Origin of the sequence: Bifidobacterium pullorum subsp. gallinarum (assembly GCF_000741215.1) — a bacterium.
GTDB lineage: Bacteria > Actinomycetota > Actinomycetes > Actinomycetales > Bifidobacteriaceae > Bifidobacterium > Bifidobacterium pullorum_B.
The window spans coordinates 201004-217371 of record NZ_JGYX01000001.1; the positions used below are offsets into that span (position 1 = coordinate 201004).

The following is a 16368-nucleotide window of genomic DNA, read 5'->3' on the forward strand; positions in this document are numbered from 1 at the left end:
GAAGTTACCGTTATCCCAGCCTATCCGCAAAACGCGACACGTGGGATACCGACACCCGTCAGGCCATATCGCCTTCGAAATCGCCGTCCATGCCGCCGAACCCACCATCGAATCCGGACTGGGCGCCGTCGAAGGAGTCGCCCCCGATGAACTCGCGGGTGGTCATGCCGTTCATCCGGCGGGAGTCGTCCACGGCCCCCTGCATGATCTCGCGCACGCCGAACCCGTCGATGATGTTGATCAGCTTGACCACGCCGTCGCCGGAGGAGCTGTCATGGGTATTCAGCACCAGCGTGGACATGCCGAACAGCCGCTGCAGGAACGTGCGCTCGACCGAGATGTCGACGATGCGGAACAGCTTGATCAGGTTGAACTTCTGGTTGAGCACGCCGGTTTTGATCGACAGCTCCTGGTCGGTCAACGTGTAGACCGTGAACGTGAACGGGGTGCGGCACCAGTTGCGCTTGCGCTGGTTCCACAGGACATTGCCGCTCGCCACCTTGGCCATGGTCGGATCCTTTCTGATCGGGCACGTATCTCCAAAATCCAGCATACTGCGCCGGTGATCGGAACCACGCACACCGGGCAAACGAAAAGGGTCCGTGCCCATACCGGACACGGACCCCGATGCGTATCAGCGTGTCAGCCTACCGGCTCACGCCTCTTCGCCCTTGCCGACCTCGACGCGGGCGAATGCCAGCGCCTGGCCGCCGACCTCCTTGAACAGGTCGCCGACGGACTTGGACGGATCCTTGACGAACGCCTGCTCGAGCAGGACGTTCTCCTTGTAGAAGGCGTTGAGACGGCCCTCGACGATCTTCGGCACGATCTTCTCCGGCTTGCCCTCGGCCAGAGACTTCTCGGTGGCCACGCGGCGCTCGGACTCCACGACCTCGGCCGGGACATCCTCACGGGTGAGCCACTGGGCGCCCATGGCGGAGATCTGCAGGGCGGCCTCGTGGGCCACGGCGGCGCCGGCCTCGTCGGTGGCGATCATGGCCACGATGCTCGGCGGCATCTCGACGGACTTCTTGTGGGCGTAGATCTCCACGTGCGGGCCGGTGATCTTGGCGAACTGGCCGACCTTGACGTGCTCGCCGAACAGGGCGGCGGCCTCCTCGACGGCCTCCTTGACGGTGCCGTTCTCGGCGGCGCCCGCCAGCAGGGCCTCGGCGGAATCGGCATCGGCCTTGACGGCGTAGCCGAGCACCGTGTCGGCGAACTCCACGAACTTCGGGGTCTTGGCCACGAAGTCGGTCTCGGAGTTCAGCTCGACCGCGTAACCGGTCTGGCCGTTCGCGGACTCGACGACGGTGGAGGCGATGGTGCCTTCCTGAGCCTTGCGGCCCTCGCGCTTGCCGGCGGCCTGGATGCCCTTGGCGCGGATGATCTCCTTGGCGCGAGCGACGTCGCCGTCGGCCTCGGTCAGGGCCTTCTTGACGTCCATCATGCCGGCGCCGGTCTCTTCACGCACCTGCTTGATCAGAGCTGCAGTGATTGCTGCCATTGGTTTGTCTCCTCTAAAACTGTTCGATTCACTCCACGATGGGAGGCTGGCACCTCCCATCGTAAGGGAAACTCACTCGGCCTTGGTCTCTTCGCCCTGAGCGTCAGCGGCGGGGGCCTCGGCGGTGTTCTCCTGAGCCAGGAGCTCCTTCTCCCACTCGGCCATCGGCTGCTCGGACTCGCCTTCGGCCTTGGTGGCCTTGCCGGAACGCTCGAGCAGACCGTCGGCCACGGCGTCGGCCATCAGGCTGGTCAGCAGCTCGATGCCGCGGATGGCGTCATCGTTGGCCGGGATCGGGTACTCGACGGCTTCCGGATCGGTGTTGGTGTCGACGATCGCGATGACCGGGATGCCCAGCTTGTGGGCTTCCTCGACGGCCAGCGACTCCTTGTTGATGTCGACGACGAACATGGCGGACGGCGTGCGGTTCATGTTGCGGATACCGCCCAACTGCTTGGCGAGCTTGTCCTTCTCGCGCTCGAGCAGCAGCAGCTCCTTCTTGGTCAGACCGGAGCCGCGCACGTCGCTGAAGTCCATCTCCTCAAGTTCCTTGAGGCGGGCGACACGCTTGGACACGGTCTGGAAGTTGGTCAGCATACCGCCGAGCCAGCGCTCGGAGACATACGGCATGTTCACGCGGGTCGCCTGCTTGGCCACGGCCTCCTGCGCCTGCTTCTTGGTGCCGACGAACAGCACGGTGCCGTTGTGAGCGACGGTCTGCTTGATGAAATCGTACGCAGTGTCGATCATGTCGAGCGACTTGAACAGGTTGATGATATGGATGCCGTTGCGCTGGGTGAGGATGTACTGCTTCATCTTCGGGTTCCAGCGGCGGGTCTGATGGCCGAAGTGCAGGCCGGCCTTGAGCATTTCGCTCATCGTGATCTGAGCCATGATATGACTACCTTTCATTGTCGGTTCTTGCCTGGCCATGCGCACCTGCGTGCAATCCCCGAGGGGACCGACCGACACAGGCCGTCGCGGACATGGCGCGAATTGGTGTGCGCCGGTAGACGATATTGGGTGGCTCGTCCCGCCTGCGACCGCGGGACTCGCCGGATGGCGCACGAGGCTCGATAATAACACAACGCCCCGCCATCCGATGGATGGCGGGGTCGCGCTTAACGGCTGCCGCGCATCATGCGCAAGGCCTTGCGGCGCTCCTCCTTCTCCAGCCGGTCGATATAGACGTGTCCGTCCAGATGATCGCATTCATGCTGGAGCATGCGCCCCATGATACCGGTGCCTTCCAGCACGACGGTCTTGCCGTCCAGGTCGATGCCGCGGACACGGGCGTAGTCGGCCCGCTTGGTGCCGTACCACAGACCGGGCAGCGACAGGCACCCCTCATCGCCGTATTGTTCCCCGCGGGTCTCCTCAAGCACCGGGTTGAGCACATACCCGATCTTGCCATCGATGTTGTAGGAGAAGGCGCGCAGGTTCACACCGATCTGGTTGGCCGACAGGCCCGCCCTGCCGGGGTTGTCCACCGTGTCCAGCAGATCCTGCACCAGACGGCGCACAGCCGGTGTGATCGTCCCGATCGGATCGCACGGCGTGCGCAGGACGGGATCGGGTACCACGCGAATCTCACGAATCGCCACGATATTCCTCTTTTCTGCATTGACCGGTATGCCCGGTGTCAGTCGTTATCCTGCATGGCGGCGTCGGCCCCGTCATCGTGCACGGACGGCTCGTCCGCGTCGGGCTGTCCGTCCTCCGGCTGCTGACGCCGAATCTTCTCGGACACGCTAGCAAGCGAATCTGACATATTCGTCTTGGCCTGGTCGATGGCCTGGCGCATCTTCGGGCTCATGGTCTCGGAGGCCTGGCGAACGCTTTCCGAGGCCTGGCGAACCGTTTCGGTGGTCCTGTCCAGGATGCGCACCGTGGCGGGCAGCGAGCGGACGGGGTTCTTCGGCGCGTACAGCACGTCCTCGATCAGATCCGCGTACCGCTGCAGCACCTTGGGACGCACCACCTTCATGCTCGGCGTCAGTGTGCCCTCCGCCTGGTTGAAGTCGTGGTCCAGAATCACGAACTTGCGCACCGACTCGGCGCGGGAGACATTGGCGTTGGCGTGGTCCACGAACTGCTGGATATAGGCGCGCACCGCATCGTTGCGCACGATCTGCTCATGGTCCATCGCCGTATCCAGCCCCTGCCCCTGCAGCCAGCTGGCCAGCATCTCGTCGTCCAGCGCGATCAACGCGGCGACGAAGGGCTTGTTGTCCCCGACGATGACGGTATGTGCCACGATCGGGCAGGTGTTGATGATGTCCTCCATCGGCGCGGGGCTGATGTTCTTGCCGCCCGCCGTGATGATGATGTCCTTCTTGCGTCCGGTGATGTAGAGGAAGCCGTCATCGTCGATGCGGCCCAGGTCGCCGCTGTGCAGCCAGCCGTCCTCCTCAAGCACCTCGGCGGTGAGCTCGGGCTGCTTGTAGTAGCCGAGGAACACGTTCGGCCCCTTGATCATCACCTCGTCGTCATCGGCGAGCTTCAGCGCGATGCCGGGACCGGGCTTGCCGGCCGAGCCGACACGGTTCGCATCCTCGAAATTGACCACGCAAGGCGCCGCCGTCTCGGTCATGCCATAGCCCTGGATGAAGGTGATGCCGTCCATGCCGTTGAAGAAATGCGCCAGGTCGGCGTTCATCGGGGCGCCGCCGCACGCCAGGTACTTGAGGTTGGGTCCCAGCGCCGATCGCACCGAGGCGCCGACGACCTTCATGTAGAACGCATGCTGCAGCCGTTCGGCCACGGGATGCGGCCTGCCGGCCATCTCGTCCTTGGACCATTGGGTGAAATGTGCCACGGCCTTGGCGAAGATCCGTCCGCGGATACCAGCACCGGCCTTCTGCGAGGCGGCGTTGTAGACCTTCTCGAACACGCGCGGCACCCCCAGCAGATAGGTGGGCTTGAATCCCCTCAGATCGGCCAGCAGATGGTCGGCGTTGGGGATGTAGCCCACCACGCCGTTCGCGCCGATCGCCACGTACTGGATGTACCGGGCGAAGCAATGCGCCAGCGGCAGGAACAGCAGCAGGCGGCTGGGCTGGAACAGCATCTCGTCCAGCACGTCGTATCCCGCATACACGATGTGGGTGAAGTTCCGGTGCGAGAGCATGGCGCCCTTCGGACGCCCCGTGGAACCGGACGTGTACACGATGGTGGCCAGATCGTCGGCCTTGACGCGGGCGATGGCCTCGTCCAGCTCGGCATCGCTGACCGCCCCGCCGAAATCGACGACCGCGTCCACGCCGGCCGCGCGGAAGTTGAACACGTATCCGAACCCTTCACGACCGCCGCACAGATCCTCCAGGATGTGTGCGTGCGCGTCGTCCCCGGCGAACGCAATCACCGGGTCGACGTCGTTGACGATGTTCTCGGCCTGCCTGGCGGAATCCGTCTCATAGATCGGCACACTGACCGCGCCGATGGCCGCGCAGGCGAAATCGACGACGCCCCAGTCGTAGCAGGTCGGCGAATAGATGACGACCATGCTCCCCGGACGCACGTCCAACGCCATCAATCCCTTGGCCACGGCACGCACACGCTCCAGCATCTGCGCGGCGGTGACATCGTGCCATCGACGGGTGTCCTCGTCCTGCCACTGGGCGACGACGTCCTCGGCGTCGCGGGCCGCGCGTAATGCGAGCAGCGAGTAGATGGTGTCCTGTTCGGTGGTTTCACGGATGGGGTCCACGGCATATTCACGCAACATGACTCTCATCTTAGTGCCGGCGCACGGCGGTGCCGAATCGGCACGCCGCCGGCCGCTCAGCCCACATCGGCCAGCGTGCACATCCATCGGCTGCCCACGCGCTTGAACACCAGGTTCGCCCAGTAGTGGGTGCGTCCGATGGTCAGATGGGCGGTCAGCTCCAGCGTGCCGGGACTGACGAACATGCCGAGGATCTGGTGGGGCACCACCGGCAGGAAGCAGAATTGCTCCCTGAGCTCCCGGTGATTCTGCATATGGTTCTCCAGCAGGTGCGACATCGTTTCCAGTTTGGTCAGACAGTTCGCTGTCAGGTTGCGCTGCAGCATCGACGGGGCCAGCCGCCCGCGCATGACATCGGTGCACCGGCATGCCAGCCAGCAGGAGGACAGAGCCAGCGACCGGCTGTCCTCAGGCGTGATATGGTCCTCGAAGCACCGGACGATATGATACGGCACCGGCTGTTTGGACAGTTCGATCTGAATGAACCCGTCGTCGCTGGGCAACCCTTGCGCCGTTCGACGTTGAACATCCCCTTGCATAGTGACCCCCTTTGGTCAATGGCCGTCCCCCCGCATCCTTTTGACGCAAGGTAATGGGCCGTTACCATCCCACAACAGCACAAAACAATTCGCCCCGCAACCGTGCGGGGCGAAAATGTGGATAAGTGGACAACGGCCGGTCAGACGCCCCTATGGGCGTTCACCGCCACGCCGCAGCGCTGGAAGCTCTTCAGGTCCACATAACCCGTTGAGGCCATGGCCCGGCGCAACGCACCGATGAAGTTAGTGGTGCCGTCCGCCTGATGGCTGGGACCGTACAGGATCTCCTCCAGGGTGCCGACGGTGCCCACATTCGTGCGGTAGCCGCGGGGCAGCGTCTGGTGACGCGCCTCGGCGCCCCAGTGCATGCCCTTGCCCGGCGCCTCGGTGGCGCGGGCCAGCGGAGCTCCCAGCATGACGGCGTCGGCGCCCAGCGCGAACGCCTTGACGAAACTGCCCGACGTGCCCATGCCGCCATCGGCGATCACCTGCACGTACCGTCCGCCGGACTCGTCCATGTAATCGCGGCGAGCCTCGGCCACGTCCGCGATGGCCGTGGCCATCGGGGCCTCCACGCCGATCGTCGCACGCGTGGCGGAAACGGCGCCGCCGCCGAACCCGACCAGCACGCCGGCCGCGCCGGTGCGCATCAGGTGCAGGGCCGCCGTATAGTTGGCCGCACCGCCGACGATGACCGGCACGTCCAGGTCATAGATGAACCGCTTGAGGTTCAGCGGCTCGTGCGTGTTCGACACGTGTTCGGCGGAGACCACTGTGCCGCGGATGACGAACAAATCGACGCCGGCGTCCACCACGGTGGAGTAGAACTGCTGCGTGCGCTGGGGCGACAAGGCGCCGGCGACCGTGACACCGGCGTCACGGATCTCATGCAGACGCATGGTGATCAGCTCGGGCTTGATCGGCTCGGCGTATGCGCGCTGGATGGCGCTGGTCGCCTCGTCGGCGGGCAATGCCGCGATCCGGTCGAAAACCGGCTGCGGATCCTCGTACCTGGTCCACAGGCCTTCGAGATCCAGCACACCCAGACCGCCGAGCTTGCCCATGGCGATGGCCGTTGCGGGGCTGGTCACCGAATCCATCGGCGCCGCGATGACCGGAACATCGAACTCGTAGGCATCCACCTGCCATGCGGTTGACACATCACCCGAATCACGGGTACGGCGCGACGGGACGATCGAGATGTCGTCGAGCGAATAGGCAAGACGCCCCTTCTTGCCCAAGCCGATTTCAATTTCCTGAGACATACCTTCAAGGCTAATGCTCAGGTGGGACTCGGTGTCAACATCGTGGACAAACCCGACGCGCATCGCCGGCTTGCGATATGACTGGAACCATCGCCACGCACCGTATGAGGAGGAACCATGGCCAAGATCAAGGTCGCAGGCAAGGTCGTCGAACTCGACGGCGACGAAATGACCCGCGTGATCTGGAAGGATATCAAGGACCGTCTGATCCTGCCGTATCTCGACATCGACCTGGAATACTACGATCTGGGCATCGAGAACCGCGACGCCACCGACGACCAGGTGACCATCGACGCGGCGCAGGCCATCAAGCGCGAACATGTCGGCGTCAAATGCGCCACGATCACACCCGACGAGGCACGCGTCGAGGAATTCGGCCTCAAGCGCATGTGGAAGTCGCCCAACGGCACGATCCGCAACATCCTGGGCGGCACGATCTTCCGCGAGCCGATCGTCATCTCGAACATCCCCCGTCTGGTTCCCGGGTGGACCAAGCCGATCGTGGTGGCACGCCATGCGTTCGGCGACCAGTACAAGGCCACCGATTTCAAGGTTCCCGGGCCGGGGCGGCTCACCGTCACCTTCACGCCCGAGGACGGCTCCGAACCCATCGAGCATGTGGTGTTCGACTACCCCGGTTCCGGTGTGGCCCAGGTGCAGTACAACCTGGACGATTCCATCCGCGGCTTCGCCCGCGCCTGCTTCAACTACGGTCTGATGCGCGGATACCCGGTGTATCTGTCGACGAAGAACACGATCCTCAAAGCCTACGACGGCCGGTTCAAGGATCTGTTCGCAGAGGTGTTCGACACCGAATACCGGCAGCGGTTCGAACAGGCCGGTCTGACCTACGAGCACCGCCTGATCGACGATATGGTGGCCAGCTCGCTGAAATGGCATGGCGGGTACGTGTGGGCATGCAAGAACTACGATGGCGACGTGCAGTCGGACACCGTGGCACAGGGATTCGGATCGCTGGGACTGATGACCTCGGTGCTGATGACCCCGGACGGCCAGACGGTCGAGGCCGAGGCCGCCCACGGCACCGTGACGCGCCACTACCGCCGTTGGCAGCAGGGCGAGAAGACCTCCACCAATCCGATCGCCTCGATCTACGCCTGGACCGGCGGCCTCAAGCACCGCGCCAAACTCGACGGCACGCCCGAAGTGGAGCATTTCGCCGTCACGCTGGAGCGCACCATCATCCGCACCGTGGAATCCGGCCGCATGACCAAGGACCTGGCCATGCTCATCGGCCCCGACCAGCCGTGGCTGGACACCGACGGGTTCATGGATGCGCTGGATGAGGAGCTCGCCAGAGCATTGCACGGCTGACACGGCGACCGCCGCAGGTCGACGCCCGGATCGCAGGGTTTTCCGCCGGCATCCGGGCGTTGGTGTATCGCGCCTACTAGAATCGTGGTGCAGTAGTGGTAGTGGTAACACGGCAAAGTTGAGGTAACGATGCGACGCAGGCAGGTCTTCGTCCGGCTGGCGGCGGCTGCAGCCGTCCTTTCGTTGGCGGTGCCGCTCTCCGGCTGCACCGCACGGCAGGAGGAGCCCGAGCCCTCCGATCCGCAGGCGCACGAGGCGGGCACGGTGGCCATCTTCACACCGACCGACGGCCTGACCATTTCACAGCACACACCGTTGAACAAATGGCAGGCGTTGACGCCCGAGCTCGAACAGGCCTTGCAGGAGCAAGGCTTCTCCCGGGAAGACATCCATGTCCACACCTCGGACGGATTGGCACGGCAGAGCCGGGACATCCAGGATTATGTGGTCGAGGCGCTCACCCCGAACGAGGACGACCCCCAACCCGACGAGATCACGCTGGTTGTGGCCCCCGCGGTGGAGGCGGGCGACGCCACCCGCCAATACGGCGACTACGTGACCGAGCATATCGACTGGAGCGCCGACGACATCGACTCACAGGACGAGGAGACCTCCGAGGACGACCGGAAGGCCGAACAGGACGCGCAACGACTGGTGACGGCGCTGGATCTGGCCAGGGAAGCGGGCATGCGCGTGGTGCTGATGGCCAGTACGATCACCGGATTCACCCCGGACGCCTACGTGCAGATGTCCGACGCGGAACGGATTGGCGCCATTCAAGCGCAGAATATCGTGGACAAGCTCAAGTTGGACACCACCAGCGTGGAGAACCCCAAATACATCGAGGTGATGCTCCCCCGCAACACGGTATCCGAGGATACCTCCGACACCGACGAGAGCGAACAGGAGACCGACGACTTCGCCGCGGCGGCGTTCCGCGGCGCGTGGAACGTGCTCGCGCCGTATTTCCAGGACGGACGCGCGTTGAGTCCCTCCGGTCTGCTGACCGCCGAGACCACCGCAGACGATTGGCGTTCTGTGGCGTTCGACGCCTCCGACGAGGACGCGATCGCATCCGAACTGACCCAACGGCTGCGCATGGACGATGCCGATGCCAGGCACACGCGCGTCGACGGCATCATCGCCATGAACGATTACGTGGCCTCCTCGGTGATCGGCCAGCTGTCATCACTGGGCTACGTCGGCACGTCGGCCGACATCAACCCCTCCATCTCGATCTCGGGCATTGTCGGGAACATCGCCGGACGCAAGGACCTGGTCAAGCAACCGGTCCCGGATCCGATCAAGGCGCCGGAGGAATCGGGCGATAACGCCGACGGAGATATCGACGACGACATCGAACGCATGAATTCCCGCTGGCCGATCGTCACCGGATATGGGGCGTATCTCGACATCATCCCCCGCATCGTCGACGGCCAGCAGTGGATGACCGCGCTGGAGGACCGTGTGGCCATCAGCGATGATGTGGCCCAAATCTGCGCGCGCCTGGACGCCGACAAGCCGCTGGATGACCTGGAAGGCATCAGCACCACGGACATCAACGGCTCCAAGGTGCCCACGCTGACCGAACCGCTGGTGGCGGTAAGCGCCAGCAATCTCAAGGAAGCGCTGATCGACCCCGAATACATCACGCTTGCGGACGCGGGGTTGTAACGAAACCGCGCCCGGTCATCCGCGACCCATCCGAGATATCCGAGTCATCGGAACCACCGCGAACGACGATCGGGGAGAGACCTGTGCGGGTCTCTCCCCGATTATCGTTGTCGCTTCGCGTTTCGTGGATTCAGCGCTTCGCCGGGGCGTAGATCACGGTGTCGATGAGATCGCGATAGTGCTCGGTGACCGCCTGGCGGCGGGCCTTCATGCTCGGGGTCATCAGACCGTTCGCCTCGGTGAATTCGTCTGGCACGATCTCGAACTTGCGGATCGACTCGGCGCGCGAGACCAATTCGTTCGCCACGTTGACGGCGCGCTCCACTTCGGCGCGAACGATCGGATTGCGGGCGGCCGTCTGCAGATCAGGCATGGGCTCGGCACCCTGGGAGGTCAGCCACAGATTCGTCTCCCCCAGATCCAACGTGATGATAGCGGCGATGAACGGTTTGCGATCGCCCACCACCACGCACTGGCCGACCACCGGGGACGTCATCACCGACGCCTCCATGGCACCGGGGGACACGTTCTTGCCGCCGGCGGTGATGATCAGGTCCTTCTTGCGCCCGGTCAGGGTGACGAACCCCTCGTCGTCGATCGAACCGAGGTCCCCGGTGTGCAGCCATCCGTCGACGATCTGCTGCTCGGTGATCTCGGGGTTGTTGTGGTACCCCTTGCACACCGCCGGACTCTTGATGCACAATTCGCCGTTCTCGTCGATGCCCATCGTCACGCCTTCCAGCGGCAGGCCGATGGTGCCGATCTTGTAGCCGACCGTCGGGTTCACGCTGGACGGTGCGCAGGTTTCCGTCATGCCGTACCCTTCGAGCAGCGGCAGGCCCACGCCGTTGAAGAAGTGCGCGACCGACACGTCCAACGGGGCGCCGCCGGAGACCGCGTATTCCACGCTGCCGCCGAACACCTCCATGATGGTGGAGTACACGAGCTTGTTGTACACGGCGTGCTTGATGTTCAACGCCGCCGGAATGCCGTCGCCCGACTGCTGGGCCTTGGACCATTCACGGGCTACCACCGCGGCGTCGGCGAAGATGCGCCCCTTGAGCCCGCGTCCGGCCTTCTGCGAGGCGGCATTGTAGATCTTCTCGAAGATGCGCGGCACGGCCAGGATGAAGGTGGGCTTGAACGCGCTGAAATCGGCGAGGATCGTCTTCAGGTTGCTGGACAGGCCCAGCGTGACGTTGCCGGCGAAGCAGAAGAACTGCATATACCGGGCGAACACGTGCGCCAACGGCAGGAACAGCAGCAGGCGGCGATTCGGCTTCATAGCGATGTCGGGCATGGACTGCACGCCCGAATACGTGATGAACACAAAGCTGCCATGGGTCAATTCAATCCCCTTGGGCACCCCCGTGGATCCGGAGGTATAGACGATGGTGGCCAGATCATCGCCGCCGACGGCGCGCTCACGCTCATAGAACTCGGCATCGCTGACGCCGCGGCCATACTCCCGCAGCGTTTCGATGGCGCCGCGGTCGATCACGTAGACGTCGCCGAGATCGGGGCAATGCTCGCGCACGGATTCGATCTTGTCCCGCTGGGCATCGTTTTCGGCAAACGCCATCCGCACCTGCGAATCGTTGAAGATCATCTCCACCTGAGCCGGCGAATTGGTTTCGTACACCGGCACGGTCAAGGCGCCGATGGACATGATGGCCATATCCAACGCCGTCCACTGCCAGCACGTGTGCGCGATCACGGAGACGCAGTCCCCGGGCATGATGCCGCGGGCGATCAGCCCCTTGCCCAGCGAGACCACCAGATCCTTGAACTCCGCGGCGGTGAAGGACCGCCATTGGCCCTGCTCGTCCTTGTATTCAACCAACGAATCCTGCGGGGCGCGCCGCACGCGCTCCTCGAGGATGGAGAACAGGTTGACGTTGGTGTCGATCGGCTCCTGCAACGGCCGTGTGTATTCCTTGTCCATGTCGCTCCCTGACGATGAAACCCTGACAGTTGGATTGTACTATGGCGCGACCCCATAACCTACGTTTCCGTAACCGGCTTGAGCACGATTTTGCGTGTCTCGGCCTGTCCCACGGGGTCCAGGTACTGCTCATCGCCGGTCCTCACGCCCCAATGCACGCAGGATTCGCCGCAGTGGTCGGATTCGCCGGCAACAGTCGCGAACCGGTCGCCTCGACCGATTCGGCTGCCCGCCGGCAGTGCGGTTTGGGCGGGTTCGAACGTTGACGTCAGCCGCCCGTGCCGGATCGTGACTACCGATTTGCCCGCCACCGTGCCGGAGAATGCGATGATGCCATCCGCCGGGGCAAGCAGGTCGCCTCCCAGTTCCACGGCCAGATCCACGCCGCGATGCCCGGGATCCCACGGCTGCGGCGGCGGATCGAACGCACCCACCACATGGGCGTCGGCCACCGGCCATGCCATCGAGGCCCTGCAACCCCTCACATCAGCCACGGCGGCCGACGCCACCGTGGCACTCCGACGCGGAATCGCCACCACCATGCACAGGCAGAGTGCGAGTCCCCCGCCGATGCAGGCCATGGCCGCACCCCGCCGCATATGCTCCCGTCGCCGCTGCTCCCGGTATCGCCTGCGCCGCAGCCGATTCGCGTACCCGTCGTCCATCATTCCCCCATTCCATCCGTCTCCCCCGATCACCAGTGTCGCAGCCACGCCGGGTTCAAGTCCAGCCGTTCCCGGCAATGTGGTCGAACGCCGTCAGGTTATCCACCGCAATACGGCACCCCGCCCCGTTGCGACACGCCGAAGTTGCACTCGTGTCATTTACGGCTATTCTTATCTTCTTGTGCGCGGCAGTTCGCCGGGCGCGGAACATTCCTGCGTAGCTCAGTTGGCAGAGCATCCGACTGTTAATCGGACGGTCGCTGGTTCAAGCCCAGCCGCAGGAGCCACAACAAAAGGCCATCTCCCGGGAGATGGCCTTTCGCATATCCCGACAACAGGAGGGTGCCGTATGCTGGTGGTATTTTTCTCACGTCCCGGCGAGAACTTCAATGTCGGCGTCGTCGCCGAAGGCAGCACCGCCAAGCTGGCGCACATCGTGGCGGAGTCGACCGGCGCGCCGATGGTGCGCATCGTGCCGGACCAGCCGTATCCGACCGGCTACGATGACGCCAAGCAAATCATCCAGCACGAATTGGAGACGCAGGCTCGCCCCGCAATCAGGCTGGAGGCCTTGGCGTCGGAGCCGTTCGACGCGGAGCAGGCCATCGCCGCGGCCGACCGCATCGCGCTCGGCTACCCGATCTGGTGCGGATCCCTGCCGATGCCGGTACGCACGTTCCTGGACGAGCATGACCTGGGAGGCAAGACGATTCTGCCGTTCTGCACCAATGAGGGCAGCGGGCTGGCCCGTACGGTGGACGAGCTGCGCGACGCACTGCCCGACAGTGACATCCGCCCCGGTCTGCCGGTTCTCGGTTCGACGGTCCAGCACGACCCCACCTGCGCCAGGGCCGCCGTCGCCGTATGGCTTGACGACCATTCCTCCCGCTGACGACGGCCTGCGCCCGCTCGTCCCGACCAACAAGACGGAAGGAACCGCCGCGGCCATACGCAGCGCCAACGACAGACCGGAGACAGGACCGACATGCCGTGATTTGCATTCACGGGAAAAAGGGATAAACTTTATATCTTGTGCGCGGCAGTTCGCCGGGCGCGGAACATTCCTGCGTAGCTCAGTTGGCAGAGCATCCGACTGTTAATCGGACGGTCGCTGGTTCAAGCCCAGCCGCAGGAGCCACAACGAAAGGCCATCTCCCGGGAGATGGCCTTTCGCATATCCCGGCATCCGTGTCTGCGCCAGCGCCGTGCCGGCGCAGACACGGATGCCGACGCTCACATGCAGATGCGGTCCAACGGCATGGCCGAATCAATCGGGAAATCAGGCGATGATGGAGCCACACCGGCCTCCACCAGATTCACGCCCAACATGGCGACCATCGCACCGTTGTCAGTGCAGAGTCTAAGCTCCGGCACACGCACCTCAACGCCATGTTCGGCCCCGACCTCCAACAGTTTGGCGCGCAACTGGGAGTTGGCCGAAAAGCCGCCGCCCACGATCAGCGTGCGCGAACCGTACTGCTCGCAGCCGCGCATCGCCTTCCTGGCCAATACAGTGGCCACCGAATCCGCCAAGGACGCGCACACGTCATCCACCGGGATATCCATGCCCCGATCCTGCCGTTCCTCAATCCACCTGGCTACAGCGGTCTTGACGCCGGAGAAGCTGAAGTCGTACGGGTGTTCGCGGCCGGCCTTGCCCTGCGTCAATCCTTGCGGCACCGCGATGGCATGCGGGTCGCCCGCCTGCGCGTGCCGGTCGATGTGGGGGCCTCCCGGGTACGGGAAGCCCAGCAGACGGGCCACCTTGTCGAAGCACTCCCCCGCCGCGTCGTCCAGCGTGGTGCCGACCACGTCGATATGCCGCGCCACATCCTCCACATGAAGCAGCGAGGTATGCCCGCCGGAGACGATCAGCGCGAGCGTGTCCGGCGGGAACGGACCGAATTGCAGCTGGGTGACGGCGATATGCCCGATGACGTGGTTGATACCGTAGATGGGCTTGTTCGCCGCCCAGGCCAACGCCTTGGCCCCGGATACGCCCACGGCCAAGCATCCCGCCAGACCGGGGCCGGCGGAGACCGCGATCGCGTCCACATCGCCGATGGTCATGTCGGCGTCGGCCAACGCCTTGGAGACCACGGGCACGAACGCCTCGGCGTGGGCGCGCGAGGCGATCTCGGGGATCACGCCGCCATAGCGGGCATGTTCGTCCATCGACGAGGCCACCACGTTCGACAGGAGTCGCCGCCCACGGACCACGGCCGCGGCCGTTTCGTCGCAGGTCGACTCGATGCCGAGCACCACCGGTTCACTCATGAGCGTTCTCCTCCTGGTTGCGTTGCGGCGCGGCGGCCGCGCTTTGGAATCCGACCGTCCGCGGGGCGAGGTCGAGCGCCATCGTGTAGGCGTCGACGCCTTCGGGCTGATAGTACCGTTTGCGCAGCCCCATGCGGCGGAATCCATGCCGTTCGTACAGGCGCAGCGCCGGCCCGTTATCCACCCGGACCTCCAGCAGCATGCGCCGGGCCCCCTGGGCGCGAGCCTGGTCGATCAATGCGGCCAGCAGCCGCGTGGCGACGCCCTGCCGCTGACAATCGCGTTCCACGCCGATGGTCATCAGTTCGGCGTCGTCCCCGTCATACCAGAATCCGGCATATCCGTGGATGGCCGTATGGTCGGCATCGTCCACGGCCAGCAGATAGGTGCGCGCGAAGGCGTCAAGTTCCTGCCCGACCGCGTCCCGGCTCCACGCCCCGACGCCGAACAGCTCGTGTTCGAGTTCGGCGATGCGTGCCACGACGATGCCGCGGTCCACCGTGTTGCATCCGACGATTATCATGCGTTCCGCTCCGCCCCGCCATGGTGCAGCACCTGCTTGAGCGGCTTGGGCACCGACACGTCCGGACGGCGCAGGTACAGCGGCTCCACCGTCCGGCCGTGGCCGGCGTCCCGATGCGCCGTGGCGTGCCGTGCGAACAGCGCCAGGCCGTCCGCGCCGCAGTCGAACGGCGTCGCATCCGCGACCATGCCGACGGACTCGATGCTTTCCCATGCCGCCGCGTATTTGCCGGCCCCGTGGCCGATGATATCGACCAGGACGCGGCGTTCCGGCCGTGCCTCGCGCAGCTGTGCGACGGCGGCGTTCACCCGCTCGGCGATATAGTCGGGGTAGTCGATGTCCATGTCGATCAACGGGCGCATTCCGGGAGCCGTGTCCGGCGCATCGGCGTACAGCGCGCAGTACAGTTGCCGACGGCGCGCATCATTGACGGCCAGCGTCAGCCGAATGTCGCCTTCCTGCAGCGGCTGGAATGCCGGTATTCCGGCAGGCGCGGCGATCGACGCGTCACGTAGATGCGCGGCCAACTCGTGCTGCGGGGCGAGGATATCCTGCCCGATCAGCGTGGCGCCAGTGGCGTAAGCGATGGTTTTGGCCGCCACAATGCCGGCGCGCAGTCCGGTGAACGGTGCGGGGCCGATGCCGACGACCATCGTGTCGAGATCACGCGGCCGCAGACCGGCTTCGGCGACGGCGCGGGCGATGTTGCTCTGGAGTCGTTCGACATGGGTGCGCGAATCGGTTTCGATGATCGGCTCGCGTCCGACGATGCCGACCGCCGACCCGTACGAGGTGTCAATCACCAGTGTGCGCGTCACATCCGCCATGCTGCCTCCTGCCGTTGCCTGTTTGACCATCTCACTGTACAACCCTCCGGCAACGAGGACTATGCGGCGATTCGACGCGGGCGA

15 protein-coding genes and 2 tRNA genes are annotated in these 16368 nt (G+C 64.7%); 5 read left to right on the forward strand and 12 right to left on the reverse strand.

Features of this window, described 5'->3' with window-relative positions:
* Window positions 1–58: 58 nt before the first annotated feature.
* From BIGA_RS00925 to BIGA_RS00955, 7 genes are all read right to left on the reverse strand, one after another.
* Window positions 59–508: a PH domain-containing protein gene (locus tag BIGA_RS00925; protein ID WP_033505727.1), complete on the reverse strand. Its 450-nt coding sequence runs from the start codon at window positions 506–508 to the stop codon at window positions 59–61.
* Between the two features lie 147 nt (window positions 509–655).
* Complete coding sequence (gene tsf / locus BIGA_RS00930; protein ID WP_033505729.1) at window positions 656–1507, reverse strand: translation elongation factor Ts; 852 nt, start codon at window positions 1505–1507, stop codon at window positions 656–658.
* A 72-nt stretch (window positions 1508–1579) separates the two neighbouring features.
* Window positions 1580–2401, reverse strand: a complete 822-nt coding sequence (rpsB, locus tag BIGA_RS00935; RefSeq protein ID WP_033505730.1) for a 30S ribosomal protein S2 — start codon at window positions 2399–2401, stop codon at window positions 1580–1582.
* Between the two features lie 227 nt (window positions 2402–2628).
* Complete coding sequence (locus tag BIGA_RS00940; protein ID WP_033505732.1) at window positions 2629–3111, reverse strand: peptide deformylase; 483 nt, start codon at window positions 3109–3111, stop codon at window positions 2629–2631.
* A gap of 38 nt (window positions 3112–3149) precedes the next feature.
* Window positions 3150–5234: an AMP-dependent synthetase/ligase gene (locus BIGA_RS00945; RefSeq protein WP_033505734.1), complete on the reverse strand. Its 2085-nt coding sequence runs from the start codon at window positions 5232–5234 to the stop codon at window positions 3150–3152.
* Between the two features lie 56 nt (window positions 5235–5290).
* Entirely contained in the window at window positions 5291–5773 is a 483-nt protein-coding gene (locus BIGA_RS00950) for a hypothetical protein (RefSeq protein WP_152595949.1), read from the reverse strand.
* A gap of 140 nt (window positions 5774–5913) precedes the next feature.
* Window positions 5914–7038 (reverse strand): GuaB3 family IMP dehydrogenase-related protein, encoded by a 1125-nt coding sequence (locus BIGA_RS00955; protein ID WP_033505736.1) that lies wholly within the window; start codon window positions 7036–7038, stop codon window positions 5914–5916.
* 117 nt (window positions 7039–7155) lie between these two features.
* On the opposite strand from BIGA_RS00955, the gene BIGA_RS00960 reads away from it, so the two are divergent.
* A complete protein-coding gene (locus tag BIGA_RS00960; RefSeq protein WP_033505738.1) occupies window positions 7156–8373 on the forward strand; it encodes an NADP-dependent isocitrate dehydrogenase in 1218 nt (405 codons plus the stop codon).
* A 129-nt stretch (window positions 8374–8502) separates the two neighbouring features.
* A complete protein-coding gene (locus tag BIGA_RS00965; RefSeq protein ID WP_033505739.1) occupies window positions 8503–10047 on the forward strand; it encodes a substrate-binding domain-containing protein in 1545 nt (514 codons plus the stop codon).
* A 130-nt stretch (window positions 10048–10177) separates the two neighbouring features.
* On the opposite strand, the gene BIGA_RS00970 is transcribed toward BIGA_RS00965, so the two are convergent.
* Window positions 10178–11992: an AMP-dependent synthetase/ligase gene (locus BIGA_RS00970; protein ID WP_033505741.1), complete on the reverse strand. Its 1815-nt coding sequence runs from the start codon at window positions 11990–11992 to the stop codon at window positions 10178–10180.
* A 59-nt stretch (window positions 11993–12051) separates the two neighbouring features.
* Window positions 12052–12660: a M23 family metallopeptidase gene (locus tag BIGA_RS00975; RefSeq protein WP_033505743.1), complete on the reverse strand. Its 609-nt coding sequence runs from the start codon at window positions 12658–12660 to the stop codon at window positions 12052–12054.
* Between the two features lie 208 nt (window positions 12661–12868).
* Between BIGA_RS00975 and BIGA_RS00980 the strand changes: the two genes are divergently transcribed.
* The 3 genes from BIGA_RS00980 (at window position 12869) to BIGA_RS00990 (ending at window position 13795) form a co-directional block, all read left to right on the forward strand.
* Window positions 12869–12944: transfer RNA gene (locus tag BIGA_RS00980), tRNA-Asn, on the forward strand.
* Between the two features lie 62 nt (window positions 12945–13006).
* Window positions 13007–13549 (forward strand): flavodoxin, encoded by a 543-nt coding sequence (locus BIGA_RS00985; protein ID WP_033505745.1) that lies wholly within the window; start codon window positions 13007–13009, stop codon window positions 13547–13549.
* 170 nt (window positions 13550–13719) lie between these two features.
* Window positions 13720–13795: transfer RNA gene (locus BIGA_RS00990), tRNA-Asn, on the forward strand.
* 95 nt (window positions 13796–13890) lie between these two features.
* Here BIGA_RS00990 and tsaD read toward each other — a convergent pair.
* The 3 genes from tsaD to tsaB are packed head-to-tail and all read right to left on the reverse strand — an operon-like array spanning window position 13891 to window position 16284.
* Window positions 13891–14934 carry a tRNA (adenosine(37)-N6)-threonylcarbamoyltransferase complex transferase subunit TsaD gene (gene tsaD, locus BIGA_RS00995; RefSeq protein ID WP_033505747.1) on the reverse strand — a complete coding sequence of 348 codons (1044 nt, stop codon included), beginning with the start codon at window positions 14932–14934 and terminating at the stop codon, window positions 13891–13893.
* Window positions 14927–15454 carry a ribosomal protein S18-alanine N-acetyltransferase gene (rimI, locus tag BIGA_RS01000; RefSeq protein WP_051912210.1) on the reverse strand — a complete coding sequence of 176 codons (528 nt, stop codon included), beginning with the start codon at window positions 15452–15454 and terminating at the stop codon, window positions 14927–14929. The genes tsaD and rimI overlap by 8 nt, the downstream gene beginning before the upstream one ends.
* The gene (gene tsaB / locus BIGA_RS01005) at window positions 15454–16284 is read right to left on the reverse strand and encodes a tRNA (adenosine(37)-N6)-threonylcarbamoyltransferase complex dimerization subunit type 1 TsaB (protein WP_033505749.1); all 831 of its coding nucleotides are present in this window, start codon (window positions 16282–16284) and stop codon (window positions 15454–15456) included. The genes rimI and tsaB overlap by 1 nt, the downstream gene beginning before the upstream one ends.
* Between the last annotated feature and the right edge of the window lie 84 nt (window positions 16285–16368).

Coding starts and splice junctions, on each gene's coding strand:
- BIGA_RS00970 (WP_033505741.1), bottom strand. CDS start 11,992: ATGGACAAGGAATACACACGGCCGTTGCAGGAGCCGATCGACACCAAC.
- BIGA_RS00945 (WP_033505734.1), bottom strand. CDS start 5,234: ATGTTGCGTGAATATGCCGTGGACCCCATCCGTGAAACCACCGAACAG.
- BIGA_RS00965 (WP_033505739.1), top strand. CDS start 8,503: ATGCGACGCAGGCAGGTCTTCGTCCGGCTGGCGGCGGCTGCAGCCGTC.
- rpsB (WP_033505730.1), bottom strand. CDS start 2,401: ATGGCTCAGATCACGATGAGCGAAATGCTCAAGGCCGGCCTGCACTTC.
- tsf (WP_033505729.1), bottom strand. CDS start 1,507: ATGGCAGCAATCACTGCAGCTCTGATCAAGCAGGTGCGTGAAGAGACC.
- BIGA_RS00925 (WP_033505727.1), bottom strand. CDS start 508: ATGGCCAAGGTGGCGAGCGGCAATGTCCTGTGGAACCAGCGCAAGCGC.
- tsaB (WP_033505749.1), bottom strand. CDS start 16,284: ATGGCGGATGTGACGCGCACACTGGTGATTGACACCTCGTACGGGTCG.
- BIGA_RS00955 (WP_033505736.1), bottom strand. CDS start 7,038: ATGTCTCAGGAAATTGAAATCGGCTTGGGCAAGAAGGGGCGTCTTGCC.
- BIGA_RS00985 (WP_033505745.1), top strand. CDS start 13,007: ATGCTGGTGGTATTTTTCTCACGTCCCGGCGAGAACTTCAATGTCGGC.
- BIGA_RS00950 (WP_152595949.1), bottom strand. CDS start 5,773: ATGCAAGGGGATGTTCAACGTCGAACGGCGCAAGGGTTGCCCAGCGAC.
- BIGA_RS00975 (WP_033505743.1), bottom strand. CDS start 12,660: ATGATGGACGACGGGTACGCGAATCGGCTGCGGCGCAGGCGATACCGG.
- BIGA_RS00960 (WP_033505738.1), top strand. CDS start 7,156: ATGGCCAAGATCAAGGTCGCAGGCAAGGTCGTCGAACTCGACGGCGAC.
- tsaD (WP_033505747.1), bottom strand. CDS start 14,934: ATGAGTGAACCGGTGGTGCTCGGCATCGAGTCGACCTGCGACGAAACG.